Here is a 25,368-nt window from a genome sequence, read left to right as displayed (position 1 = left end):
ACGCGTACCGGTCGACCTACGAGACCCATGAGGAGAGAACCCGGTGGTCACCCAGGAACAGCGCAAGCGTCAGCTCGCCCGGGAGAAGTTCTTGCGGCAGCAGCAGCGCCGCACGGCCGCGCGGCGCAAGGCGCGCGTGCGCAACTCGGTGATCGCGTCGGTGCTCGGCGTGGTGTTGGTGGGCAGCCTGGCGCTGTACACGACGGGCGTGCTGAAGGACGACGACAAGGCGAACGCGAGCTCGCAGACCACTCCGTCCGCGACTCCCAGCGCGGTCGAGGACCCGTGCGAGAAGCCCGCCGCGGGCTCGGTCAAGTCGCAGACCTGGAAGAAGGAGCCGGCGATGTCGATCGACAAGTCGGCGAAGTACACGATGAAGCTCGCGACGACGTGCGGTGAGATAGACGTCGCGCTGAAGGCGTCGGCGGCCCCGCACACGGTGAACTCGTTCAACTTCCTCGCGGCCAAGGGCTACTTCGACCACACCAAGTGCCACCGGCTCACCACCAACGGCATCTACGTGCTCCAGTGCGGCGACCCGACGGGCAGTGGCAGCGGCGGACCGGGCTACACCATCCCGGACGAGAACCTGAAGGACAAGAGCCTCAAGGACAACGTCTACCCGGCGGGCACGGTCGCGATGGCCAACACCGGTCAGGCGCACACCGGCGGCAGCCAGTTCTTCCTCGTCTACCAGGACAGCTCGCTCCCGCCCAGCTACACACCGTTCGGTACGGTGTCGGCCGAGGGCATGACGGTCCTGAAGAAGATCGCGGCCGCGGGCGAGAACACGGGTGCCGGTGACGGTGCTCCGAACGCGACGGTCGTCATCGACAAGGCGACGGTCACGAAGTCCTGACCGCAAGGCGGTCAACTGCGCAATTTCGGTCGTGCTGGATGCGGACAGGCGGCCCGCCGGTCGCCTATGTTGGCCGTGACGAAACTGTGGACGATGCCCGGGGGCGCCGAAGCCCCACGCAGGCATCATGTGGAGGAGGCGCTGTGAGCAGCGACCCGTGGGGCCGCGTCGACGAGACGGGGACCGTGTACGTGCGTACGGCCGACGGCGAGCAGGTCGTCGGTTCCTGGCAGGCAGGCTCCCCCGAGGAGGCGCTGGCCTACTTCGAACGCAAGTACGAGGGCCTGGTTGTCGAGATCGGCCTCCTCGAGAAGCGAGTCCGGACCACCGACCTGTCGACGAAGGACGCCCAGGTCGCCATCGACCACCTGCGCGAGCAGGTGGACGCGCACCACGCGGTCGGCGACCTGGACGCGCTGCGGGCGCGGCTGGACAAGCTGGTGGCGACGGTCGAGGCGCGCCGCGAGGAGCGCAAGCAGCAGCGCGCCAAGCAGTCCGACGAGGCTCGCAAGGCCAAGGAGGACCTGGTCGCGGAGGCGGAGCAGCTGGCGCAGTCCGACCAGTGGCGGGCGGCCGGTGAGCGGCTGCGGGCGCTGGTGGACACCTGGAAGGGTCTGCCGCGTCTGGACCGCAAGTCCGACGACGAACTGTGGCACCGGTTCTCGCACGCGCGCTCCGCGTTCTCCAAGCGTCGCAAGGCGCACTTCGCGCAGCTGGACGCGCAGCGCGAGGAGGCCCGCCGGATCAAGGAGCGGCTGGTCGCCGAGGCAGAGTCGCTGTCGGGTTCGACGGACTGGGGCCCGACGGCCGCGCGCTACCGCGAGCTGATGGCGGAGTGGAAGGCCGCGGGCCGGGCTCAGCGCGAGCACGAGGACGACCTGTGGAACCGCTTCCGCGGCGCCCAGGACGTCTTCTTCGCCGCCCGCAGCTCGGTCTTCGCCGAGCGGGACGCGGAGCAGGCGGAGAACCTGAAGCTCAAGGAAGGGCTGGCCGAGGAGGCCGAGAAGCTCCTGCCGATCGAGGACCTGAAGGCGGCGCGGGCCGCGTTCCGCTCGATCAACGAGCGCTGGGAGGCCATCGGCCATGTGCCGCGGGACGCCCGCCCGAAGGTCGAGGGCCGGATGCACACCGTGGAGCGGGCGCTCCAGGAGGCCGAGGAGGCCGAGTGGCGCCGGACGAACCCGGAGGCACGCGCGCGTGCCGAGGGTCTGACCGGTCAGCTCCAGGCGGCGGTGGACAAGCTGCGGTCCCAGATCGAGCAGGCGCGTGCCCAGGGCAACACCGCCAGGGCCGACAAGCTGGAGCGGGAGCTGGAGGGCCGTCAGGCGCTGCTGGAGCAGGCGCTGAAGGGTCTGCAGGAGTTCGGCGGCTGATCCGGCGCCCGCCGCTTTCACCCGAAGAGGCCCCCGTACGTCGCGTACGGGGGCCTCTTGGCGTTCGGGGCCTACTCCGAGGGCCGGCGCGCGGAGGTCACGCGGTAGACGTCGTACACGCCCTCCACGCCCCGTACGGCCTTCAGGACGTGGCCCAGGTGCTTGGGGTCGCCCATCTCGAAGGTGAAGCGGGAGGTGGCGACGCGGTCGCGGGAGGTCTGGACGGCCGCGGAGAGGATGTTGACGTGCTGGTCCGACAGGACGCGGGTGACGTCCGAGAGGAGCCGGGAGCGGTCCAGCGCCTCGACCTGGATGGCGACCAGGAAGACCGAGGACTGGGTCGGCGCCCACTCGACGTCGAGGATCCGTTCCGGCTCACGGGACAGTGACTCCACGTTGACGCAGTCGCTGCGGTGAACCGATACGCCACTACCGCGCGTCACGAATCCGATGATCGGGTCACCGGGGACGGGCGTACAGCAGCGGGCCAGCTTCACCCAGACGTCCTCGACACCCTTGACCACGACACCGGGGTCGGTGTTGGTGCGCCGCTTGCGGCCGCGGGTGCGGGACGGCGGAACCGCCTCGTCGATCTCCTCGGTGGCGGCCTCCTCGCCGCCGAGGGCCTGCACCAGCTTCTGTACGACGTTCTGCGCGGCCACGTGGCCCTCGCCGATCGCCGCGTACAGCGAGGAGATGTCCGGGTAGCGCATCTCGTGCGCCAGCGTCACCAGCGAGTCGCCGGTGAGGATGCGCTGGATGGGCAGGTTCTGCTTGCGCATCGCGCGCGCGATGGCGTCCTTGCCCTGCTCGATCGCCTCGTCGCGGCGCTCCTTGGAGAACCAGCCCCGGATCTTGTTGCGGGCGCGCGGCGACTTGACGAAGCCGAGCCAGTCGCGGGACGGGCCGGCGCCGGGCGCCTTGGAGGTGAAGACCTCCACCAGGTCGCCGTTGTCCAGGGTGGACTCGAGCGGTACGAGCCTGCCGTTGACCCGCGCCCCTATGGTCCGGTGGCCGACCTCCGTGTGGACCGCGTACGCGAAGTCCACCGGCGTGGCCCCGGCCGGGAGCGCGATGACGTCGCCCTTCGGGGTGAAGACGAAGACCTCGTTGCGGGAGAGGTCGAAGCGCAGCGACTCCAGGAACTCGCTCGGGTCCTCGGTCTCCTTCTGCCAGTCCAGGAGCTGCCTGAGCCACGCCATGTCGTTGATGGCGTCCTTGTCCTTGCCGGACGTCTTCGGCGCGTCCGTGCGGACCTTTGAGGCACCGGCGACGGCTTCCTGCTTGTACTTCCAGTGCGCGGCGATGCCGTACTCGGCGCGGCGGTGCATGTCGAAGGTGCGGATCTGGAGCTCGACCGGCTTGCCGTTGGGCCCGATGACCGTCGTGTGCAGCGACTGGTACATGTTGAACTTGGGCATCGCGATGTAGTCCTTGAACCGGCCGGGGACCGGGTTCCATCGCGCGTGGACCGTGCCGAGGGCCGCGTAGCAGTCCCGGACGGTGTCCACGAGGACGCGGATGCCCACCAGGTCGTAGATCTCCGCGAAGTCACGGCCGCGGACGATCATCTTCTGGTAGACGCTGTAGTAGTGCTTCGGCCGGCCGGTGACCGTCGCCTTGATACGGGCCGCCCGCAGGTCGGCCTGCACCTCGTCGGTCACTATGGCCAGGTACTCGTCGCGCTTGGGGGCGCGCTCGGCGACCAGGCGCACGATCTCGTCGTACATCTTGGGATAGAGGATCGCGAAGGCGAGGTCCTCCAGCTCCCACTTGATGGTGTTCATGCCCAGGCGATGGGCGAGCGGCGCGTAGATCTCGAGGGTCTCGCGCGCCTTCTTCTCCTGCTTCTCGCGCTTGAGGTAGCGCATGGTGCGCATGTTGTGCAGGCGGTCGGCGAGCTTGATGACCAGGACGCGCGGGTCCTTGGCCATGGCGACGACCATCTTGCGCACGGTCTCGGCCTGCGCGGCCTCGCCGAACTTGACCTTGTCCAGCTTGGTGACGCCGTCGACGAGCAGGGCGACCACGTCACCGAAGTCGCGGCGCAGGTCGTCCAGGCCGTACTCGGTGTCCTCGACGGTGTCGTGCAGCAGGCCCGCCATCAGAGTGGCCGGATCCATGCCCAGTTCGGCGAGGATCGTCGTCACCGCGAGCGGGTGCGTGATGTACGGGTCCCCGCTCTTGCGCTTCTGGCCGCGGTGCCAGCGCTCGGCGACCTGGTAGGCGCGCTCGATCTGGCGCAGCGTCGACGTCTCGATCTTGGGATCGTTGCTGCGGACTATCCGCAGCAACGGTTCCAGGACCGGGTTGTAGGGGTTGGCGCGCTGGACGCCGAGGCGGGCGAGACGGGCGCGGACGCGGTTGGAGGAGCCGGAGCGGGCGGACTGCTGCGCGGTGGCCGGACGGGCGGCGGGCGTGGCCGCGGGGCGCTCGGGCGGGGCCGGCTTGGGGCGGGGCTGCTCGGCCGGCTTGTCGACGGGCGCGGAACGGTCGTGCTCGACCGGCCCGCGGGCGTCGTTCTGCGCTTGCGACGCGGGCGTGGCCGCGGGCGCCGAGGCGGACTCGGGCTTGGCGGCGGTCAGGTGGTGGGCCTCGTCTGGCAAGAGGACTCCTCGTGCGCGATCCGGGTCCCCGGTCAGGCTCCGGAGCACCCATCGTAGCGATCCCGGGCTCCGGGATCGCCTTCAGGCCGATGTGAGGGCCGTCTACCCGGGAAACGCAAGGGGCGGGCGCCGGATTCCTCCGGGCCCGCCCCTTGTGTGCGCGACCGCCGTACGACGGTGCTCAGACCGTGAGCAGCGCCTCCAGCGGCGCTCCGGCCAGGGCCGCCTCCAGGCGGGGCCGGCCGCTCAGGAAGCCGAGTTCCATCAGGACGGCGACGCCCGCGACCCGGGCACCCGCGCGCTGGATGAGCTGGATCGAGGCCTCGGCGGTGCCACCGGTGGCGAGGACGTCGTCGACGATCAGGATGCGGTCGTCGGCGGTGAGGTCCTCGGCGTGGATCTCGATCTCGGCCGAGCCGTACTCCAGGTCGTAGGCCTGGGCGAGGGTGGCTCCGGGGAGCTTGCCCGCCTTGCGCACGGGGACGAAGCCGAGGCCGGCGCGGACGGCGACGGGGGCGCCGAGGATGAAGCCACGGGCCTCCAGGCCGACGACCTTGGTGGCGCCGGTGCGCTCGGCGATCTCGGCGAACGCGTCGGTGAGGGCGGTGAACGCCGCCGGGTCCGCGAGCAGCGGGGTGATGTCCTTGAACATCACGCCCGGCTCCGGGTAGTCGGCCACGTCACGGATGCGGCTGAGCAGCAGCTCCTTGATGTCGGTCATCGGCGCTTCCCCGAGGCTCGGCCGCGTCCCCGGCTGCGGGAGCCGGGCTGGCTGCGCGGGCCGACGACCGCGGCCGCCGCGGCGTCCTCCGGCTCGTCGTCGTGCAGGTCGGAGCCGCGGGGCTCCGAGTACTCCTCGTCGCCGGCGGCCTGGGCGCGCTTGGCCAGGACGCGCTTCCTCAGCGCCGCGATCTGCGGCTCGCGCTCCTTGAGGTCGGCGACGAGCGGCGTGGCGATGAAGATCGAGGAGTAGGCACCGGCCGCGAGGCCGACGAACAGCGACAGCGAGATGTCGTTGAGCGTGCCCGCGCCGAGGACGCCGCCACCGATGAACAGCAGGCCCGCCACCGGCAGCAGCGCGACCACCGTGGTGTTGATCGAGCGGACCAGGGTGCTGTTGATCGAGCGGTTCGCGACGTCGCTGTAGGTCCAGCGGGTCTGCTTGGTGAGGTCCTTCGTCTGCTCCTTGAGGGAGTCGAAGACGACGACCGTGTCGTAGAGCGAGTAACCGAGGATGGTCAGCAGACCGATCACCGTGCCCGGCGTGACCTCGAAGCCGACGAGGGCGTAGATGCCGACGGTGATGGTGATGTCGTGGATCAGGGCGACGAGCGCGGCGATGGCCATGCGCCACTCGAAGGCGATCGCCAGGTAGATCACGACCAGGACCATGAAGATCGCCAGGCCCTGCCAGGCCTTGTCGGCGATCTGGTCACCCCAGCTGGGACCGACCAGGTCGGCCGCGATCGACTCCGAGTCGACGTTGAAGTCCTCGGCGAGGGCGGTCTTGACCTTGTCGGACTGCTGGGTGTCCATGCCGGCGATCTGGATGCGCAGCGAGCCGTCGCCGAGCTTCTGCACGATCGCCTCGTGGCCGGCCACCTCCTCCGCGGCGCTCTCCGCCTCGGAGACGGAGACGCTGATGTTCTTCGCGGTGGTGAAGACGGCGCCGCCCTGGAAGTCGATGCCCATGTTCAGGCCGCGGACCGCCAGGCCGACGATGGCCGTGATGGTGATCAGGATCGAGATGCCGTACCAGATCTTGCGGTGACCGATGAAGTCGTAGCTGATCTCACCACGGTGCAGTCGGGCGCCGAGGTTGCCGAGTTTCGACATCGCTCACGCCTCCTTCGTCTCGACGGGGCCGGCGGCAGTACCGGCGGGACGGCGGGTGCGGCGCAGCGGCGGCTTGGCGCCCAGGCTCTTCGGGTCGAGGCCGGACCACTTGTGACCGCTCGCGAAGAACTTCCGGCGCGCGGCCAGCGTCATCAGCGGCTTGGTGAAGAAGAAGACGACGACGACGTCGAGGACGGTGGTCAGACCCAGCGTGAACGCGAAGCCCTGGACCTTGCCGACGGTGACGATGAACAGCACCGCGGCGGCGAGGAACGACACGAAGTCGGAGACCAGGATGGTGCGCCGGGCGCGCGGCCAGGCCCGCTCGACGGCGGGGCGCAGGGAGCGGCCCTCGCGGATCTCGTCCCGGACGCGTTCGAAGTACACGATGAACGAGTCCGCGGTGATGCCGATGGCGACGATCGCACCGCAGACGGCCGGCAGGTTCAGCGCGAAGCCGATGGCCGGACCGAGCAGTGCCATGAGCACGTAGGTGAGGGCCGCGGAGACCAGCAGCGAGGCGATCGCGATGAGGGACAGGCCGCGGTAGTAGGCCACCAGGTAGATGACGACCAGGGCGAGGCCGATGGCGCCGGCGAGCAGACCGGCGTGCAGCTGGTCACCGCCGAGCGCGGCGGTCACCGTGGTGACGCTCTGCTCCTGGAAGGAGAGCGGAAGCGCACCGTAGGAGAGCATGTTGGCCAGGTTCTGCGCCTCCTCCTGCGTGAAGCTTCCGGAGATCTGCGCCTGGCCGCCGGTGATGGAGGAGCTGACGTACGGGCTGGAGACGACCTCGCCGTCGAGGACGATGCCGAACTGGTTCTGCGGGTCCTGGTTCTGCGCCAGCTGGGCCGTGATGTCCGCGAACTTCTTCGCACCCTTGGAGTTGAAGTCCATGGTGACCTGCCAGCCGGCGGCGGTCTGCGTGTCGTAGACGGCCTGGGCCTTGTCGACCTCGGTGCCGTCGACGGCGGCCGGGCCGAGCAGGTACTTGTACCAGACGCCCTGGATCTCGCCGCAGCCCACGGTCGAGTCGCCGGGCTTGGCGCCCTCGCCGGCCTCGGCGCGGACGGACGCCTTCGAGCAGTCCAGGGAGGTGTACGTCGCCTGGAGCGCGGCCTCGCCGGTGGCGGCGTCGCTCGCGGAGGCGGACGGGCTGGCGGAGGCGCTGGCGCTCGCGGACGCCGACGGGGAGGGGTCGGCCTTCAGCGCGTCGGTCACGGCGCGGCCCTGGGAGGTGGCGGAGGCCGACGGGGACGCGGAGGAGGAGGCCTTCTCACCGGCGGAGGCGCTGGTGGAGGGGGTCGGCGAGGCGGTGGACGAGCCGGTGGCCGACGGGCTCGGCGAGTCGCTCGCCGCGGAGCCGGTGGGCTCGCTGGCCAGGACCGGACGGAAGTACAGCTTCGCGGTGGTGCCGACCTGTTCCCGGGCTTCCTTGGAGTTGGTGCCCTTGGGGATGTTCACGATGATGTTGCGGTCGCCCTGGGTCTGCACCTCCGCCTCGGAGACGCCCAGGCCGTTGACACGGCGGTTCATGATCTCCACCGCGGTGTCCATGTTGGCCTTGTTGATCGCGGACCCCTGGTCGGCCTTCGCCTCGAGCGTGATGCTCGTCCCGCCGGCAAGGTCGATGCCGAGACGCGGGGTGGTGTGCCCCGAGAGGAACATTCCCCCGGTGAGCGCCACGATGGCGATCAGGATCAGGGCCAGCGAGCGCCCCGGCTTGCTCTGGGCACTCGCGCTCCGCCCCTTTTTAGGTGCTGCCACCTTCTCGTACTCCCTCTCGGGCCGCCTCGCGCCGGGTCAGCGCGGCGGCGGCCATGACATGGTGTCGGGATCCCCTATGTGCGAGATGCGCGCGCCCCGGGGCGCGCGGGGCACGCCCGCGGCCCCCGGGGGGCTTGGCTACTTCTTCGCGTCGGAGTCGCCGTCGGTCTTCTTCGGCTCTTCGTCGGCCTCGGTGTCGGCGGTCCGCTCCTCGGTCTCGTCCTTCTTGCCGAGGTCGACGGGCTTGTCGTCGGAGGCGGCGGCGGCGTCGGCGGACTCGTCGGTCCCGGTGAGGGAGGAGGCGTCGTCCGGGACGAGGTCCGAGTCGGACTTCAGGTCGTGCTCGATGCCGTGGACGATGCGGTTGTACTCGTCGTCGGTCAGGACGGCGCCGATGGCGTTCTTCGCGAAGAGCAGCTCCACCCCCGGGCCGGCGTCGACGAGGACGGTGTCCTCGTTGACCTCCTTGACCGTCGCGTACATGCCCCCGATGGTGCGGATTCCACTGCCGGGCTGCATGGCGTTCCGCATTTCCACGGCCTGCTGCTGCTTCTTCTTCGCCGACCGGGTCATCAGGAACATGGCCCCGATGAGCACGATGAACGGGAGGAGGGTCACGAGACTCACGGGTCGGTACTTCCTTCACGCGACCGCGATGGTGAGCGGCCTGATGGTTGGGGGTGTTGGTGTGCTGCCGACAACGGCGGCATCGGCGGAGTCTAAGCGAGTCCGCGCGCAGGGAACAACGTTCAGCATGGCACCTGGGTTCCTGGCCCGGCCAATGCCCTCGCCGATGCCCTCCTGATGTCCGGCCGGTGCGGGCCCCCCGACCGGTCCGTCCCGTTTCGTGACCGCCGTCACGGGCCGGCGCGGCATCCGCCGGGTGTGCGCACCACGCGCCCTCTCCGCGCCCGCCCTCTCCGCGGCCGCCCTCTCGGCGGCCTCGCCGCGGCCTCGCGGGGCCGCTCCCTCGGCGGTCTCGCGGCGGCTCGCGGGCCGGTCACGCCCCGAACAGGTCCTGTTGTCCGTTTCCGGCCGTGGTGGAGCGGGGCGGGGTGAGACCCAGGTGGGTCCAGGCCGCCGGGGTGGCGACACGGCCGCGCGGGGTGCGGGCGAGCAGGCCCTCGCGGACCAGGAAGGGTTCGGCGACCTCTTCGACGGTCTCGCGCTCCTCCCCCACCGCGACGGCGAGCGTGGACAGGCCGACCGGCCCCCCGCCGAACAGCTTCAGCAGGGCCTCCAGGACCGCCCGGTCGAGGCGGTCGAGACCGCGGGCGTCGACCTCGTAGACGGCGAGGGCCGCCGAGGCGATCTCGCGCGTGATGACGCCGTCGGCCTTGACCTGCGCGTAGTCGCGGACGCGGCGCAGCAGACGGTTGGCGATGCGGGGCGTGCCGCGGGAGCGGCCGGCGATCTCGGCGGCGCCGGCGGTGTCGATCTCGACGTCGAGGAGGCTCGCCGAGCGGTGGATGACGCGTTCGAGTTCGGCGGGTTCGTAGAACTCCATGTGCGCGGTGAAGCCGAAGCGGTCGCGCAGCGGGGGCGGCAGCAGGCCCGCGCGCGTGGTGGCACCGACCAGTGTGAAGGGGGGCAGTTCCAGGGGGATGGCGGTGGCGCCGGGGCCCTTGCCGACGATGACGTCGACCCGGAAGTCCTCCATCGCCATGTAGAGCATCTCCTCGGCGGGCCGGGACATGCGGTGGATCTCGTCGAGGAAGAGGACCTCCCCCTCCTGGAGGGAGGAGAGGATCGCGGCGAGGTCTCCGGCGTGCTGGATGGCCGGCCCGGACGTGATGCGGATCGGGGCGCCCATCTCGGCGGCGATGATCATCGAGAGGGTGGTCTTGCCGAGGCCGGGGGCGCCCGAGAGCAGCACGTGGTCGGCGGTCGCCCCCCGCGCGCGTGCGGCGCGCAGGACGAGGTCCAGCTGTTCGCGGACCTTCTCCTGGCCGATGAACTCGCCCAGGTCCTTGGGGCGCAGGGCGGCCTCGACGGCCTGGTCCTCACGGTCGGCGACGGAGCCCACCAGCCGCTCCGCGGCGGGGCCGACGGGCCGCTCGGTGGCGGAGGTGTCGGTCGTCTCGTCCCAGTTCATGTGATGTGCCTCGGGGTCTGGTCGGTCAGCGGGCTCGGTTCAGGGTCTGCAGGGCCGCCCTCAGCAACTGGCCCACCTGGGGCGTGCCGTCGGCTGCCTCTGCCTGGGGTGCCACGGCCGACACGGCCTCGTCGGCCTCGCGGGTGGCGTATCCCAGGCCGATCAGGGCGGCGTGCAGCTGGTCCCGCCAGCCCTGGGTGACCGGCGCGCCGATCGCGGGGGCGCCGACCGGCTCGCCCAGGCGGTCCTTCAGCTCGAGCAGCAGCTTCTGGGCGCCCTTCTTGCCGATGCCGGGGACGGCGGTCAGTGCCTTCTCGTCCCCGGTGGCGACGGCTCTGCGCAGGGCGTCCGGGGTGTGCACGGCGAGCATGGCCTGGGCCAGGCGCGGGCCGACGCCGCTGGCCGTCTGGAGCAGCTGGAAGACCTGCCGCTCGTCGTCGTCGGCGAAGCCGTACAGGGTCAGGGAGTCCTCCCGTACGACGAGGGAGGTGGCGAGCTTGGCGGGCTGGCCGAGGCGGAGCGTGGACAGGGTGTTCGGCGTGCACTGCACGGCCATGCCGACCCCGCCCACCTCGACCACCGCGGCGTCCGGAGCGAGTGCGGCGACCGTGCCGCTCACGAAGGCGATCATGCCGTACGGCCTTTCGACGTGTTCGGTGCTGTGGCCGCGTGCAGGGCGACGGCCTGCTGGAGGCGGTTCTGCGCGGGGGCGCGCCAGATGTGGCAGATGGCCAGGGCGAGGGCGTCGGCCGCGTCGGCCGGCTTGGGCGGCGCGCCGAGTCGCAGCAGGCGCGTCACCATGGCGCCCACCTGTGCCTTGTCGGCGCGGCCGCTGCCGGTGACGGCGGCCTTGACCTCGCTGGGGGTGTGCAGGGCGACGGGGATGCCGCGACGGGCGGCGCACAGCATGGCGACGGCGCTGGCCTGGGCGGTGCCCATCACCGTACGGACGTTGTGCTGGCTGAACACGCGCTCCACGGCGACGTATTCGGGCCGGTGCTCGTCCAGCCACTGCTCGATGCCCTGCTCGACGGCGACGAGCCGCTGTCCCAACTCGGCGCCGGCGGGCGTACGGACGACGCCGACGCCGAGCATGGTGAGCGGGCGGCCCGCGACTCCCTCGACGACACCGACACCGCACCGCGTCAGGCCGGGGTCCACCCCGAGTACGCGCACGCGCCCCTCCTTCGATCTCCTGTTTGTGCAGGCTATCGGGTGCCACTGACAAACGGCCGCCGGCGGCGCCCGGCAAAGCGACGGGCCGACGGGTGTGTCCCGTCGGCCCGTTGAGCCGGTGCAGCCGCGGCGGAGCTACGCGTCGACCTTCTCCATGACCTCGTCGCTGACGTCGAAGTTGGCGAAGACGTTCTGCACGTCGTCGCTGTCCTCCAGCGCGTCGATCAGCTTGAAGATCTTCTTGGCGCCCTCCTCGTCCAGCTCGACCTGCATGGTCGGGACGAAGTTGGCCTCGGCGGAGTCGTAGTCGATGCCGGCGTCCTGAAGGGCCGTGCGGACCGCGACCAGGTCGGTGGCCTCGCTGATGACCTCGAAGTTCTCACCGAGGTCGTTGACCTCCTCGGCACCCGCGTCCAGCACGGCGCCCAGGACGTCGTCCTCGGTCAGCTCACCCTTGGGGACGATCACGACGCCCTTGCGGTTGAAGAGGTACGACACCGAACCCGGGTCGGCCATGGAGCCGCCGTTGCGGGTCATGGCGACGCGGACCTCGGAGGCGGCGCGGTTGCGGTTGTCGGTGAGGCACTCGATGAGCACCGCGACACCGTTCGGGCCGTAGCCCTCGTACATGATCGTTTCGTAGTCGGCGCCGCCGGCCTCGAGACCGCCACCGCGCTTGATGGCGGAGTCGATGTTCTTGTTCGGCACCGACTGCTTCTTGGCCTTCTGGACGGCGTCGTAGAGCGTCGGGTTGCCCTCGAGGTCGACACCGCCCATACGCGCCGCGACCTCGATGTTCTTGATGAGCTTCGCGAAGAGCTTGCCGCGCTTGGCGTCGATCACGGCCTTCTTGTGCTTCGTCGTGGCCCATTTAGAGTGGCCGGACATCTGCCTGTCTCCTTCGCGTAACCCATCCAGATACGAACGCCAGAGATCCTACAAGGACTCCGCCGCCCGGTTCGCGCGCACCATGTCGACGAACAGGGAGTGCACGCGGTGGTCGCCGGTCAGCTCCGGGTGGAACGACGTGGCGAGCGCGTTGCCCTGGCGGACGGCGACGATGTGCCCGTCGTGCTCGGCGAGCACCTCGGCCTCGGCACCGACGGACTCGACCCAGGGGGCGCGGATGAAGACGCCCTCCACGGGGTCGCCGTCGACGCCCTTGACGTCGACCGCCGCCTCGAAGGACTCGTTCTGCCGCCCGAAGGCGTTGCGGCGCACGATCATGTCGATGCCGCCGACGGTCTCCTGGCCCGAGCGAGGGTCCAGGATCTTGTCGGCGAGCATGATCATGCCCGCGCAGGTGCCGTAGACGGGCATTCCGTCGCGCACGCGCGCGCGGAGCGGCTCCATCACGCCGAACAGGACGGCCAGCTTGGAGATGGTCGTGGACTCACCGCCGGGGATGACCAGACCGTCGACCTCGGCGAGTTCCTCGGGGCGCCGCACCGGCCTGGCCACGGCGTCGGCCGCGGCCAGGGCGATGAGGTGCTCCCGTACGTCGCCCTGGAGGGCCAGGACGCCTGTGACAGGAGTGTTCATGGGAGGGGTTCCGGGTCCTTACTGAGGCTGCTTCACCAGCCGCGGTTGGCGTAGCGCTCGGTCTCGGGGAGGGTGTCGCAGTTGATGCCGACCATGGCCTCGCCGAGGTTGCGCGACGCGTCCGCGATGATCTTCGGGTCGTCGTAGAAGGTGGTCGCCTTGACGATGGCGGCGGCGCGCTTGGCCGGGTCGCCCGACTTGAAGATGCCGGAGCCGACGAAGACGCCCTCGGCGCCGAGCTGACGCATCAGAGCGGCGTCGGCCGGGGTGGCGACGCCACCGGCGGAGAAGAGGACCACCGGCAGCTTGCCCAGCTCGGCGACCTCCTTGACCAGCTCGTACGGGGCGCGCAGCTCCTTGGCGGCGGCGTACAGCTCGTGGTTGTCGAAGCCGCGCAGCTTGGCGATCTCGTTCTTGATCTGACGCAGGTGGCGGACGGCCTCGACGACGTTGCCGGTGCCGGCCTCGCCCTTGGAGCGGATCATCGCGGCACCCTCGGCGATACGGCGCAGGGCCTCGCCCAGGTTGGTGGCGCCGCAGACGAACGGGGTGGTGAAGGCCCACTTGTCGGAGTGGTTGACCTCGTCGGCCGGGGTGAGCACCTCGGACTCGTCGATGTAGTCCACGCCGAGCGACTGCAGGACCTGGGCCTCGACGAAGTGGCCGATGCGGGACTTGGCCATGACCGGGATCGAGACGGCGTCGATGATGCCCTCGATCATGTCCGGGTCGGACATGCGGGCCACGCCGCCGTCCTTGCGGATGTCGGCCGGGACCCGCTCCAGGGCCATGACGGCGACGGCCCCCGCGTCCTCGGCGATCTTCGCCTGCTCCGGCGTGACGACGTCCATGATCACGCCGCCCTTGAGCTGCTCGGCCATGCCACGCTTCACGCGCGCGGTGCCGGTCGCGGGAGCCTGGTTCTCGGTGCTGGACACGGGTTGACCTCACTGGAGTGGAAGAGGGTTCTCTGCAAGCACCGAGGAAACGCGAGTGGACCAGTCCACAGCAAGGGCCAATGAGAAGTCGGTGGATCCTTTTCGGTTCGGGGACGCTCCACGGACGGCGTGCGACACGGCGCCCGGCGTCGGCCGTCCGCTCAGGCCGCGCGGTCGGTCAGCACCGCCGGGGGCTCGTCGTCCATCTCGAAGGCCATCGGGAACGGGGCGTGACCGGCCAGCCGGAACCAGCGCACCTTGCGGTGCTCGCGCAGCCGGCGGGCGGCGCCCACGGTGTCGTTGTGGAACCGGCGGGCCATGGGAACGCGCCGGACGGCCTCCGCCAGTTCACGGGCCGCGGCCTCTCCGCCGTGCGCCTCGCGGACGACCTCCAGTTGCCGCGGGTCCGCGAAGACCGCCCGCAGGGCCTGGCTGAGCTCGCTCTCGGCGACCTCCCGCTGCTCCTCCTCGGCCTGCCGGGCGGCGTGCGCCGCCTCGTAGAGCACGATCGACGCGGCCGGGTCGAGCACCCCGGAGGTGGCCAGTTCCTGGGCCACGGACGCCCTGCGCAGCAGTTGCGCGTCCAGTGCGGCGCGGGCGGCGTCGATGCGGGCGTGCAGCCGGTCCAGGCGCCCCGCGGTCCAGCTGAGGTACAGGCCGATCACGGCGAGGACGACGAGGATCCAGATGAGGGTTGCGGTCACGGGCGGCAAGGCTACCGGGGCGCTCCGCCCGTCGAGCCGAGGGTTGTCGGGTGGGCGTCACCGAGCGCTGCCGCCCCCCGGCTCCCCCGCTTCGGCCCTCAACGGGCCTCGTCCCCGAAGGGCCGGACGGACCGGGTACGACGGCGGACCGGGAACGCCGTCCCCGCCCAGCCCCGCGCCGTCAGTCCCGGGCCGGCCCCAACCGTGCCACCCACCCCGCGCCGTCAGTCCCGCGCCAGCCCGAACCGTGCCATCAGCCCCGGTGACCCGCGGTCGTCCGCGGCCACCGCCGCCGCGCCCGCCGTCACCGTCTCGTACACCGACAGGATGTCCGCGCCGACGGTGGACCAGTCGAAGCGCCGGACGTGGGCGCTGCCGCGTTCCCGCAGCTCGGCCCGGCGCTCCGGGTCGCCGAGGAGGCGTACGGCCGCCTGGGCCAGGGCGTCCGCGTCCTCGTTGGCGAAGAGTTCGCCCGCCGCTCCCTGGTCCAGGACCTGCGCGAAGGCGTCCAGGTCGGAGGCGAGGACCGGGGCGCCCGCGGACATGGCCTCGACGAGGATGATGCCGAAGCTCTCACCGCCGGTGTTGGGCGCGACGTACAGGTCGACGCTGCGCAGCAAGCGGGCCTTGTCCTCGTCGCTGACCATGCCGAGGAACTCCACGCGCGAGCGGAGCTCCTTCGGCAGGCCGGCCACCGCCTCCTCCTCGTCGCCGCGCCCCGCGACCAGCAGGCGGGCGTTCGGCCGCTCGGCGAAGATCTTCGGCAGGGCCCGCACCAGGACGGGCAGGCCCTTGCGGGGCTCGTCGATGCGGCCGACGAAGCCGATGGTGTCCCCCTGCCACTCGGGTCTGGGCTCGGCCTTGGCGAAGAAGTCGACGTCGACGCCGTTGGGGATCACGACCGCGTCCCCGCCCAGGTGTTCCACCAGGGTGCGGCGGGCGTACTCGCTCACGGCGATCCGGGCGCTGATCTTCTCCAGGGCGGCCTGCAGGATCGAGTACGCGGCGATCATCGCGCGCGAGCGCGGGTTGGACGTGTGGAAGGTCGCCACGATGGGGCCCTGTGCCGCCCAGCAGGTCAGCAGGCCCAGTGAGGGCGAGGTCGGCTCGTGGATGTGGACCACGTCGAACGCGCCGTCGTGCAGCCAGCGCCGCACCCGCGCGGCACTCAGGAAGCCGAAGTTCAGCCGGGCCACCGAGCCGTTGTACGGCACCGGGACCGCGCGGCCGGCCGAGACGACGTACGGCGGCAGCGGGGTGTCGTCGTCGGCGGGGGCCAGGACGGACACCTCGTGGCCGAGCCGTACGAAGTACTCGGCGAGGTCGCGGATGTGGAACTGGACGCCGCCGGGCACGTCCCAGGAGTACGGGCAGACGATGCCGATTCTCACGCGGCTCCTCCGGGAGAACGCGTGGGATCGAGGTCCGAGAGCCAAAGCCGCTGCAGCATGTGCCAGTCCTCCGGGTGGTCGGCGATGCCCGTGGCGAAGGCGTCCGCCAGCGCCTGTGTCATGACGGACGTCTTCTCGGCCCGCGTACCTGACTCGGGCACCTCGATCGGGGGGTGGAGGCGGCCCCGCATGACGGAGGAGTCGTCGTACCAGAGCGTGACGGGGACCAGCCGCGCGCCGGTGTGCTGGGCGAGCAGGGCGGGTCCCGCGGGCATCCGGGCGGTGTCGCCGAAGAACTCGACCTCGACGCCGGACGCGGACAGGTCGCGGTCGGCGACCAGGCAGACCAGGCCGCCGTCACGCAGCCGCCGGGCCAGCGTGCCGAAGGCGGAACCGCCGCTGTGCGGCAGGACCTCCATGCCGAGGCCCTCGCGGTAGGCGACGAAGCGGTCGTACAGGGTCTCCGGCTTCAGCCGCTCGGCGACCGTGGTGAACGGGATCCCCAGCTTCGTGGCGACCCAGGCGCCCGCCAGGTCCCAGTTGGCCAGGTGCGGCAGCGCGGCGACGACGCCCTTCCCGGCGGCGAGCCCGTCGGTCACGTGGTGCAGGTCCTTCGGCTCGAAGCTGCTGTCGATGCGCTCGGGGCTCCAGGCGGGGAGCCGGAAGGACTCCATCCAGTACCGCAGGTAGGAGCGCATGCCCGCGCGCGAGAGCTCGGCCAGGCGCTCGGGGCTAGCGTCGGGCACCACGCGCGCGTAGTTGCTCTCCAGGCGCAGCACCCCCGCGCCGCGCCGCTTCCAGGCGAGGTCGGCGATGGTGTGGCCGAGCCGTACCGCGACGGGCTCGGGGAGCTTCTTGACGGCGCTCCAGCCGAGGCCGTACAGCGCGTCGGTGACCTGGTCCCGGGGGTTCACTGGGCCGTCTCACGTCCTTCGGACTCGGGCCGGGCGGCCGCCTCGGCCTCGGCCGCCGCCTCCGCCTCGGCCGACTCGCGCCGGACGGTGACGACGCGCTGGATCAGCGTGACCAGGCTGCCGACGGCGACGATCCACAGCGCCACCGGCAGCAGGTACTGGATGCCGGGCACCCCGAACGCGTGCAGGCCCGCGAGCCCGGCCGCGACCAGCGAGACCACCAGCCGCTCGGCCCGCTCGACGAGCCCGTTGACGGCGACCGGCAGCCCGATCGACTCGCCGCGCGCCTTGGTGTACGACACGACCTGGCCGCTGGCCAGGCAGAAGATCGAGACGGCGCACAGGATGTTGTCGTCGCCGCCGCCCGCGTACCAGAGCGCGAAGCCGCCGAAGACGGCGCCGTCGGCGACCCGGTCGAGCGTGGAGTCGAGGAAGGCGCCCCAGCGGCTGGAGCGGCCGAGCTGACGGGCCATGTTGCCGTCGACGAGGTCGGAGAACACGAAGAGGGTGATCACGACCGTGCCCCAGAAGAACTCGCCCCTGGGGTAGAAGACCAACGCGCCCGCGACCACGCCGGCGGTGCCGATCAGCGTGACCGTGTCGGGGCTGACGCCCCGGCGGATCAGAAACGCGGCGAACGGTGTGAGGACACGCGTGAAGAATGCACGCGCGTACTTGTTCAGCATGGCCTTCCCGAGGGTCGGTGTCGCCGCGCGGCCCCTGCTGGCCGCCGGCTGGCCCATCGTAGCCACGCGCGCGCGTGTGCGACCGGTCGGGCACCCGGCCCCCCGTGTCACGGCCTGACGGCGGCCCGGTCACGGTCCGGTCGTGCCCGGCCCGCCACGGCCGTGTGGCGTCGTCGCGTCCTTCGTATGGACGCACCGTGAAGGGAGTGGAAAGCTCGAAGAACCGCGGGCGTCGCCGGAGCCGCCACGCCACCGCACGCGGAGCCGCCGTGTCCGCGCCCCCGATGACCTCACCGTGCACGGGAGGCAAGAAATGGGCGACAAGGCGAACACCCACCCCGGAGCCGCCGGCAGGGCTACGGCGGCCGACCACCCCGCGTCCGTACGGAATGTGGTGCTGGTCGGCCACAGCGGATCGGGCAAGACGACTCTGGCGGAGGCTCTCGCGCTGACCGCGGGAGCGGTGAACCGGGCGGGCCGCGTGGAGGACGGCGGCACCGTCTCCGACTACGACGAGATCGAGCACCGCCAGCAGCGCTCGGTGCAGCTCTCCCTGGTGCCGGTCGAATGGGACGGCATCAAGATCAACGTTCTCGACACCCCGGGGTACGCCGACTTCGTCGGGGAGCTCAGGGCCGGGCTGCGCGCCGCGGACGCGGCCCTCTTCGTCGTCTCCGCCTCGGACGGCGTGGACGGCTCGACGCGCATGGTGTGGGAGGAGTGCGCGGCCGTCGGCATGCCCCGCGCGATCGTGGTCACGCACCTGGAGTCGGCGCGCGCGGACTTCGAGGAGATGACCCGGATCTGCGCGGAGGCCTTCGGCGGTGAGGACCCCGACGCCGTGCTGCCGCTGTACCTGCCGCTGCGCGGCCCGCAGACACCGGACGGGCACGCGCCCGTGACCGGGCTGATCGGGCTGCTGTCGCGGAAGCTGTTCGACTACTCGGCCGGGGAGCGCAAGGAGTCCGAGCCGGGCGAGGACCAGCTGCCGCTGATCGAGGAGGCCCGCAACCGGCTGATCGAGGGGATCATCGCCGAGAGCGAGGACGAGACCCTCATGGACCGCTACCTCCGCGGCGAACAGATCGACGTCGGGACGCTGATCGAGGACCTGGAGCGGGCCGTCGCCCGCGGCACGTTCTTCCCGGTGCTGGCGGCCGCTCCGGCCGCCGACGGTGCCCGGCAGGGCATCGGCACGATCGAGCTGCTGGAACTGGTCACCCGGGGCTTCCCGACGCCTCTGGAACGCGAGGCGCCCGGCGTCACCACCATCGACGGCAAGCCGCGCGAGCTGAAGCCGTGCGATCCGGACGGGCCGCTGGTCGCGGAGGTCGTCAAGACGTCCTCCGACCCGTACGTCGGCCGCGTCTCGCTCGTCCGCGTCTTCTCGGGCACCCTGCGCCCGGACCAGACCGTCCACGTCTCCGGGCACGGGCTGACCGACCGCGGCCACGAGGACCACGACGTCGACGAACGCGTCGGCGCCCTGTCCGCGCCCTTCGGCAAGCAGCAGCGCGTGCTGACGCACTGCATCGCGGGCGACCTGGCGTGTGTGGCGAAGCTGAGCCGCGCGGAGACCGGAGACACCCTCTCCGCCAAGGACGACCCGCTCCTGATGGAGCCGTGGCAGATGCCCGACCCGCTGCTGCCGCTGGCCATCCAGGCGCACAGCAAGGCCGACGAGGACAAGCTCTCGCAGGGCCTCGCCCGGCTGGTCGCCGAGGATCCGACGATGCGGCTGGAGCAGAACCAGCAGACCCACCAGGTGGTCCTGTGGTGCCTGGGCGAGGCCCACGCGGACGTCGCCCTGGAGCGTCTGCGCAGCCGCTACGGCGTCCAGGTCGACGTCGTGCCGCACAAGGTCTCCCTGCGGGAGACGTTCGCGGAGAAGTCCGCGGGGCGCGGGCGGCACGTCAAGCAGTCCGGCGGGCACGGCCAGTACGCCATCTGCGAGATCGAGGTGGAGCCGCTGCCGGGCGGCTCGGGCATCGAGTTCGTGGACAAGGTCGTCGGCGGCGCGGTGCCGCGCCAGTTCATCCCGTCCGTCGAGAAGGGCGTACGGGCCCAGGCGGCCAAGGGCGTCGCGGCCGGGCATCCGCTGGTCGACGTGCGGATCACGCTGCTCGACGGCAAGGCGCACTCGGTGGACTCCTCGGACGCCGCGTTCCAGACGGCGGGCGCGCTCGCGCTGCGGGAGGCCGCGGCCGACGCGAGGATCCACCTGCTGGAGCCGGTGGCCGAGGTGAGCGTGCTGGTCGGCGACGAGTACGTGGGCGCCGTGATGAGCGACCTGTCCGGCCGGCGCGGCCGGGTGCTGGGCACCGAGCAGATCCGCGGCGGGCGCACACTCGTGCGCGCCGAGGTGCCCGAGATCGAGATCGGCCGGTACGCGGTCGACCTGCGGTCGCTCTCGCACGGCACGGCCCGCTTCCACCGCGCGTACGCCCGGCACGAGCCGATGCCCGTCCAGGTGGCCGAACGCATCCGGCAACAGGCCGAGGGCGGCTAGGAGTTGGCACGGGCCGTGGCGCGTCGCGCCGGGCGGTCGCCAGTCGCCCGGAGTGAACTCCCGTGGCCCGTGTGGAAGGTGTTCCTCCGATGCGGCGGGCGGCTTCGGCCGTCCGCCGACGGATGCCGGTGCCTGCGGATACGCTGATGACCTGATCAACAGGTGTGCGGAGTACGGAAGTCGGGAAGGCCGCAGGAGCGAGAGTGGCGGCGATCGGGGGCGGGAATGACCGTTGACAGCGGTTACGCGGACATCTTCGGACCACAGGTGCCGCAGACCGGCGGCGGAGGGCAGACGCCGACCTTCGCGCTGGCCTCGGCCGCCTACCGGGACAACCCCGTCGAGGACATCAAGAAGGCCGACAACGAGTGGCACCAGTCGACGGTCAACCCCGGCCGCAGCTGGGCCAGGATCTTCCGGCCGAACCTCGGCGAGGCGTTCTCCCAGGCGGTGGTGGACCGCATGCTGGGCGTCGGGCGCAAGCCGCTCATCCAGTCGTTCGGCAGTGAGCCGCAGGTGGTCGTCGAGCACTGTCTCGCCGCCAACCGGATCCGCCGGGAGCGCGACAAGAAGCTCACCGGCGTCATGCTCCTGTGCGGCCTGCTCTTCCTCCCCGGCCTCCTGGTCTGGCTGCTGGTCTTCCAGCTCCGGGCCACCATGGGGAAGCTGAGCGACAGGCGTGTCTCCGGCCTCGCCACCGGTCTGCTGGTCGCCGTCGGGGCGCTCGCCGTGATCTTCCTGGTCCGTATGCCGTTCACCGGCTTCTGGGGGTGGTACGCGCGCGGCGCCGTGGTCGCCCCCGTCGCCGGCTGGTTCCTCGCCAAACGGATCTGCGAGGGCACGGCGAAGGACCTGCGTGAGCGCTGGGACAGCCTGCTCTCCGGCAGCAGCGTCGGCGCCAAGGTCCCCGAGGCGGTGCCGACCAGCCCCAACCAGACCGCGGCCGAGCAGCTGCGCCAGTCCCTGGCCCGGCTCAGCGCCGAGCAGCAGTCCAACTCCGTCTTCTACGCCGGCCCCAAGGGCATACTCGGCATGGGCACGCGCTGGGGCGCCTGGCAACTCGCCGAGGAACTGGTCCCGGTCGACCCCAACAAGGGCGTCCACGAGTTCCGCAGCTGGACGGTGGTGCGCGCCATCCACGACCAGCTGACCGTGCTGAACCGGCAGAGCCTGAAGACCGGCGGCTTCCCGCCGCCGTCCGTGCGGCACTGGATCGTCACGCCCGTCGGCGAGAACGCCAAGGCGGTCGCCCGGCCGGAGGGCACGGACGTGGAGGCGTACCAGGTCAAGCCGAAGGCGATCGAGCAGATCTGCGACCAGCAGCAGTTCGGCGCCGGCGACCGGCACTACCTCGGGGTCCAGTGGCCGCTCTGGGACGGCCAGTTGATCATCACCATGCTGATCACCGTGACGGTGCTGCACGAGACGCTGCGCATCGAGGTCACCGGTCACGCGCTCGGTCCGGTGAACGGCCTGTTCACCACCAAGCCGGAGGCGCCGACCAAGGAGGTCGCCAAGACCGTCCGCTTCTGGGAGACCAGGAAGATCAACCTGCCGCTGGTCACCGCCGACGAGGTGGTCCGGCTGGCCGCGCGCGCCACGCTGAGCTGGTATCCGCCGCTGCTGAACTGGCTCGGCGGTTCCCTGGGCCTGCCCGAGCCGTTCGGCCTGCGGCACGCCTGGGCCGACCAGCCGTGGCGGCACCGCTTCATGGCCGACGACGCGCTGCGGGCGGCGGCGCCGGTGCTGCGGGTGGTGCACACGGCCGCGCTGCGGGTGCTCAAGGAGCACGACGTGGACATCGAGAAGTTCAGCTCGCGCTCGTCGGTGCTCAGCGGGGCGGTCCAGGACCTGTCCCCGCGCAAGGCGGACACCTACGACGCGTGAGCCCGCGGCGGTGGGGCGGAGGCCGTGCGGGTGGTCCGGGGTGCCGGCACCTCGGACCTGCCGCCCCCGGCCCCCCGCCGACGGCCCCGACGGCCTCCCCCTCGGGCGCCGGACGGGTCGGCCGATCCGCCCCCGCCTGTGAGGCGTCGGGCGGCCGGAAGGATCACGCCGCCGGCCACGCCTCCGCCAGCATCTTGCGCGTGTCCGCCAGCAGCTGCGGCAGCACACGCGTGTGCCCCACGACGGGCATGAAGTTCGTGTCCCCGCCCCACCGCGGGACGATGTGCTGGTGCAGGTGCGCGGCGATGCCGGCGCCCGCCACCGAGCCCTGGTTCATGCCGATGTTGAAGCCCTGCGCCCCGGACGCGGTGCGCAGCGCCGTCATCGCCTGCTTGGTCAGCTCGCCGAGTTCCGCCGTCTCAGGGCCGGTCAGGTCGGTGTAGTCGGCGACATGCCGGTAGGGGACGGTCATCAGGTGGCCGCCGTTGTACGGGTACAGGTTGAGCACGGCGTACACGTGCTGCCCGCGCCGGACGACCAGCCCGTCCTCGTCCGACTTGGCAGGGATGGAGCAGAAGGGGCAGCCGTCGTCGGCCCCCGGGCCGGTGGGCTTGTTCTCGCCCTGGATGTAGGCCATCCGGTGGGGCGTCCACAGGCGCTGGAACGCGTCCTGCGTCCCCACTCCGATCTGCTGCTCCGGCTCACTCGTCATGCAAGGCAGCATATGGCTTCGCCCGTTCGCGACGTGTCGCCGGGGTTGCGGGAAAACCCCGCGGGCGGCCACGATCCGCACCCTCGGTGACTCCGTGTCGTGGATTTGCTCCCCCGTGGCGACGGTGGGGTACGGCGACGTCGCCCCGGTGACGCCTGCCAGGCTGATCGCGGCGGGCTGATGGCCCGGTCCGGCGCGGCTGGGCGCGGTCACCGGGTCGTTCTCGTCCTGGCTGCCGCCGGTGTTCTCCCGGGGAGACGCCAAGGGGCCCCTGGGGAACTGATCCCCTGGGGCCCCTCCAGTAGCCGTGTCAGACCTGCTCGCGCTCCTCGACCACCTTCGCGATCTTCGCGATGGCCTCGTCGAAGGGGATGCCGTTCTCCTGCGAGCCGTCGCGGTAGCGGAAGGAGACCGAGCCGTTCGACATGTCCTCGTCGCCCGCGATGACCATGAAGGGCACCTTCTGCTTCTGGGCGTTGCGGATCTTCTTCTGCATGCGGTCGGAGGAGGAGTCGACCTCGACCCGCAGCCCCTGCTTCTTGGCTGCCGCGGCGAACTTCTCCAGGTACTCGACGTGTCCGTCGCCGATCGGGATCCCGATCGCCTGCACCGGCGCGAGCCACGCCGGGAACGCGCCCGCGTAGTGCTCGAGGAGGACCGCGAAGAACCGCTCGATCGAACCGAACAGCGCGCGGTGGATCATGACCGGCCGCTGCTTCGTGCCGTCGGCGGCGGTGTACTCGAGGTCGAAGCGCTCCGGCAGGTTGAAGTCGAGCTGGATGGTCGACATCTGCCAGGTGCGGCCGATGGCGTCCTTGGCCTGGACGGAGATCTTCGGACCGTAGAAGGCGGCGCCACCCGGGTCCGGCACCAGCGGCAGGCCCTGCTTCTCGGCGACCTGGCGCAGGGTCTCGGTCGCCTCCTCCCAGACCTCGTCGGAGCCGACGAACTTCTCCGGGTCCTTGGTGGACAGCTCGAGGTAGAAGTCGGTCAGACCGTAGTCGCGCAGCAGGTCGAGGACGAAGGTGAGCAGCTTGTCGAGCTCGTCGGACATCTGCTCGCGGGTGCAGTAGATGTGCGCGTCGTCCTGCGTGAAGCCGCGCGCGCGGGTCAGGCCGTGCACGACGCCCGACTTCTCGTACCGGTACACGGTCCCGAACTCGAAGAGACGCAGCGGCAGTTCACGGTACGAGCGGCCGCGCGCGTCGAAGATCAGGTTGTGCATCGGGCAGTTCATGGGCTTGAGGTAGTAGTCCACGCCCTCGTCGAGCTGCATGGGCGGGTACATGCCCTCGGCGTACCAGTCGAGGTGGCCCGAGGTCTCGAAGAGCTTCCCCTTGGTCGCGTGCGGGGTGTAGACGAACTCGTAGCCCGCCTCCTCGTGGCGGCGCCGCGAGTAGTCCTCCATCACCCGGCGGATGATGCCGCCCTTGGGGTGGAAGACCGCGAGGCCGGAGCCGATCTGCTCCGGGATGGAGAACAGGTCCAGCTCGCTGCCCAGCTTGCGGTGGTCGCGCTTCTCGGCCTCGGCGAGGAAGTCGAGGTACGCCTTCAGCTCGTCCTTGGACGGCCAGGCGGTGCCGTAGATGCGCTGGAGCATCGGGTTCTTCTCGCTGCCGCGCCAGTAGGCGGCCGCGTTGCGCATCAGCTTGAACGCGGGGATGAGCCGGGTGGACGGCAGGTGGGGACCGCGGCAGAGGTCCTTCCAGCACAGCTCGCCCGTCTTGGCGTCCAGGTTGTCGTAGATCGTCAGCTCTCCGGCGCCGACCTCGACGTCCGCGCCGTCGTCGGAGGAGGCCGAGCCCTTGAGGCCGATCAGCTCCAGCTTGTAGGGCTCGTTCGCGAGCTCCTCGCGGGCGGCCTCGTCGGTCACCACACGGCGGGAGAACCGCTGCCCGCGCTTCTGGATCTCCTGCATCTTCTTCTCGACGGCCTTGAGATCCTCCGGCGTGAACGGCTTCTCGACGTCGAAGTCGTAGTAGAAGCCGTCCTTGACGGGCGGGCCGATGCCCAGCTTGGCCTCGGGGAAGAGCTCCTGCACGGCCTGGGCCATGACGTGCGCGGTGGAGTGGCGCAGGATGTTGAGGCCGTCCTCGGAGGAGATCTCCACGCCCTCGACGGTCTCGCCGTCCCGGAGCTCGTAGGTGAGGTCCTTCAGCTCACCGCCCACGCGCGCGGCGATGATCGAGCGCTCGCCGGCGAAGAGGTCGGCGGCCGTGGTGCCCGTCGTCACCGTGCGCTCTTCCCGCTCGGAATCGCGTTGGATGATCACACGGACGTCTGACACCGGTCTCTCCTGACTGAAGGGGAAGTGCGGCGCCATACCGGGAGCGCGCGCATGACGGGATCGTACCGACCCGGGCGCCCCGACCG

Annotated in this window: 21 protein-coding genes and 1 pseudogene; 5 read left to right on the top strand and 17 right to left on the bottom strand. The window is 71.1% G+C overall.

Features of this window, described 5'->3' with window-relative positions:
• Nucleotides 1-43 precede the first annotated feature (43 nt).
• Nucleotides 44-859, top strand: coding sequence for a peptidylprolyl isomerase (locus ACIBBD_RS30370; RefSeq protein ID WP_399422765.1), 816 nt, complete (start codon nt 44-46; stop codon nt 857-859).
• Nucleotides 860-1,002: 143 nt separating this feature from the next.
• Entirely contained in the window at nt 1,003-2,232 is a 1,230-nt protein-coding gene (locus ACIBBD_RS30365; protein WP_399422764.1) for a DUF349 domain-containing protein, read from the top strand.
• Nucleotides 2,233-2,303: 71 nt separating this feature from the next.
• On the opposite strand, the gene ACIBBD_RS30360 is transcribed toward ACIBBD_RS30365, so the two are convergent.
• The 15 genes from ACIBBD_RS30360 to pgsA all read right to left on the bottom strand — a co-directional run bounded on the left by ACIBBD_RS30360 (nt 2,304) and on the right by pgsA (nt 17,944).
• A complete protein-coding gene (locus ACIBBD_RS30360) occupies nt 2,304-4,838 on the bottom strand; it encodes a RelA/SpoT family protein (protein WP_399422762.1) in 2,535 nt (844 codons plus the stop codon).
• 181 nt (nt 4,839-5,019) lie between these two features.
• Entirely contained in the window at nt 5,020-5,559 is a 540-nt protein-coding gene (locus ACIBBD_RS30355) for an adenine phosphoribosyltransferase (protein WP_399422761.1), read from the bottom strand.
• On the bottom strand, nt 5,556-6,674 hold the full coding sequence (secF, locus tag ACIBBD_RS30350; protein ID WP_399422760.1) for a protein translocase subunit SecF: 1,119 nt from the start codon (nt 6,672-6,674) through the stop codon (nt 5,556-5,558). The genes ACIBBD_RS30355 and secF overlap by 4 nt, the downstream gene beginning before the upstream one ends.
• Before the next feature lie 3 nt (nt 6,675-6,677).
• Nucleotides 6,678-8,441 carry a protein translocase subunit SecD gene (secD, locus tag ACIBBD_RS30345; protein ID WP_399422759.1) on the bottom strand — a complete coding sequence of 588 codons (1,764 nt, stop codon included), beginning with the start codon at nt 8,439-8,441 and terminating at the stop codon, nt 6,678-6,680.
• A gap of 138 nt (nt 8,442-8,579) precedes the next feature.
• On the bottom strand, nt 8,580-9,068 hold the full coding sequence (gene yajC / locus ACIBBD_RS30340; protein WP_399422758.1) for a preprotein translocase subunit YajC: 489 nt from the start codon (nt 9,066-9,068) through the stop codon (nt 8,580-8,582).
• 373 nt (nt 9,069-9,441) lie between these two features.
• Nucleotides 9,442-10,536, bottom strand: a complete 1,095-nt coding sequence (gene ruvB, locus ACIBBD_RS30335; RefSeq protein ID WP_399422757.1) for a Holliday junction branch migration DNA helicase RuvB — start codon at nt 10,534-10,536, stop codon at nt 9,442-9,444.
• A 25-nt stretch (nt 10,537-10,561) separates the two neighbouring features.
• Nucleotides 10,562-11,167, bottom strand: coding sequence for a Holliday junction branch migration protein RuvA (gene ruvA, locus ACIBBD_RS30330; RefSeq protein WP_399422756.1), 606 nt, complete (start codon nt 11,165-11,167; stop codon nt 10,562-10,564).
• The gene (gene ruvC / locus ACIBBD_RS30325) at nt 11,164-11,712 is read right to left on the bottom strand and encodes a crossover junction endodeoxyribonuclease RuvC (protein ID WP_399422755.1); all 549 of its coding nucleotides are present in this window, start codon (nt 11,710-11,712) and stop codon (nt 11,164-11,166) included. Before ruvC ends, ruvA begins: the two co-directional genes overlap by 4 nt.
• Nucleotides 11,713-11,847: 135 nt before the next feature.
• Nucleotides 11,848-12,600 (bottom strand): YebC/PmpR family DNA-binding transcriptional regulator, encoded by a 753-nt coding sequence (locus tag ACIBBD_RS30320; RefSeq protein WP_132853616.1) that lies wholly within the window; start codon nt 12,598-12,600, stop codon nt 11,848-11,850.
• Nucleotides 12,601-12,648: 48 nt separating this feature from the next.
• A complete protein-coding gene (gene pdxT, locus ACIBBD_RS30315; protein ID WP_399422754.1) occupies nt 12,649-13,254 on the bottom strand; it encodes a pyridoxal 5'-phosphate synthase glutaminase subunit PdxT in 606 nt (201 codons plus the stop codon).
• A 32-nt stretch (nt 13,255-13,286) separates the two neighbouring features.
• A complete protein-coding gene (gene pdxS / locus ACIBBD_RS30310) occupies nt 13,287-14,192 on the bottom strand; it encodes a pyridoxal 5'-phosphate synthase lyase subunit PdxS (RefSeq protein ID WP_399422753.1) in 906 nt (301 codons plus the stop codon).
• A gap of 161 nt (nt 14,193-14,353) precedes the next feature.
• Complete coding sequence (locus ACIBBD_RS30305; RefSeq protein ID WP_399422752.1) at nt 14,354-14,896, bottom strand: type II secretion system protein; 543 nt, start codon at nt 14,894-14,896, stop codon at nt 14,354-14,356.
• A 224-nt stretch (nt 14,897-15,120) separates the two neighbouring features.
• The gene (locus ACIBBD_RS30300; protein WP_399422751.1) at nt 15,121-16,287 is read right to left on the bottom strand and encodes a glycosyltransferase family 4 protein; all 1,167 of its coding nucleotides are present in this window, start codon (nt 16,285-16,287) and stop codon (nt 15,121-15,123) included.
• Nucleotides 16,284-17,201: a phosphatidylinositol mannoside acyltransferase gene (locus ACIBBD_RS30295; protein ID WP_399422750.1), complete on the bottom strand. Its 918-nt coding sequence runs from the start codon at nt 17,199-17,201 to the stop codon at nt 16,284-16,286. Before ACIBBD_RS30295 ends, ACIBBD_RS30300 begins: the two co-directional genes overlap by 4 nt.
• Complete coding sequence (pgsA, locus tag ACIBBD_RS30290) at nt 17,198-17,944, bottom strand: phosphatidylinositol phosphate synthase (RefSeq protein ID WP_399422864.1); 747 nt, start codon at nt 17,942-17,944, stop codon at nt 17,198-17,200. The genes ACIBBD_RS30295 and pgsA overlap by 4 nt, the downstream gene beginning before the upstream one ends.
• A gap of 256 nt (nt 17,945-18,200) precedes the next feature.
• Here pgsA and ACIBBD_RS30285 point away from each other — a divergent pair, with 256 nt between their 5' ends.
• Nucleotides 18,201-20,396, top strand: coding sequence for an elongation factor G-like protein EF-G2 (locus ACIBBD_RS30285; protein WP_399422749.1), 2,196 nt, complete (start codon nt 18,201-18,203; stop codon nt 20,394-20,396).
• Between the two features lie 225 nt (nt 20,397-20,621).
• On the top strand, nt 20,622-22,283 hold the full coding sequence (locus tag ACIBBD_RS30280) for a hypothetical protein (RefSeq protein ID WP_399422748.1): 1,662 nt from the start codon (nt 20,622-20,624) through the stop codon (nt 22,281-22,283).
• A 163-nt stretch (nt 22,284-22,446) separates the two neighbouring features.
• On the opposite strand, the gene ACIBBD_RS30275 is transcribed toward ACIBBD_RS30280, so the two are convergent.
• Nucleotides 22,447-23,007: an HIT family protein gene (locus ACIBBD_RS30275; protein ID WP_399422747.1), complete on the bottom strand. Its 561-nt coding sequence runs from the start codon at nt 23,005-23,007 to the stop codon at nt 22,447-22,449.
• Nucleotides 23,008-23,062: 55 nt separating this feature from the next.
• Here ACIBBD_RS30275 and ACIBBD_RS30270 point away from each other — a divergent pair.
• Nucleotides 23,063-23,278, top strand: a pseudogene (locus ACIBBD_RS30270) (ion channel); the annotation flags it as partial.
• A gap of 27 nt (nt 23,279-23,305) precedes the next feature.
• Here ACIBBD_RS30270 and thrS read toward each other — a convergent pair.
• A complete protein-coding gene (gene thrS / locus ACIBBD_RS30265; RefSeq protein ID WP_399422746.1) occupies nt 23,306-25,282 on the bottom strand; it encodes a threonine--tRNA ligase in 1,977 nt (658 codons plus the stop codon).
• Nucleotides 25,283-25,368 lie beyond the last annotated feature (86 nt).

Source organism: Streptomyces sp. NPDC051315 (assembly GCF_044455165.1).
Taxonomy (GTDB): domain Bacteria; phylum Actinomycetota; class Actinomycetes; order Streptomycetales; family Streptomycetaceae; genus Streptomyces.
Note: the sequence above shows the minus strand (reverse complement) of the source record. Positions and strands in the feature narration are given on the sequence as shown.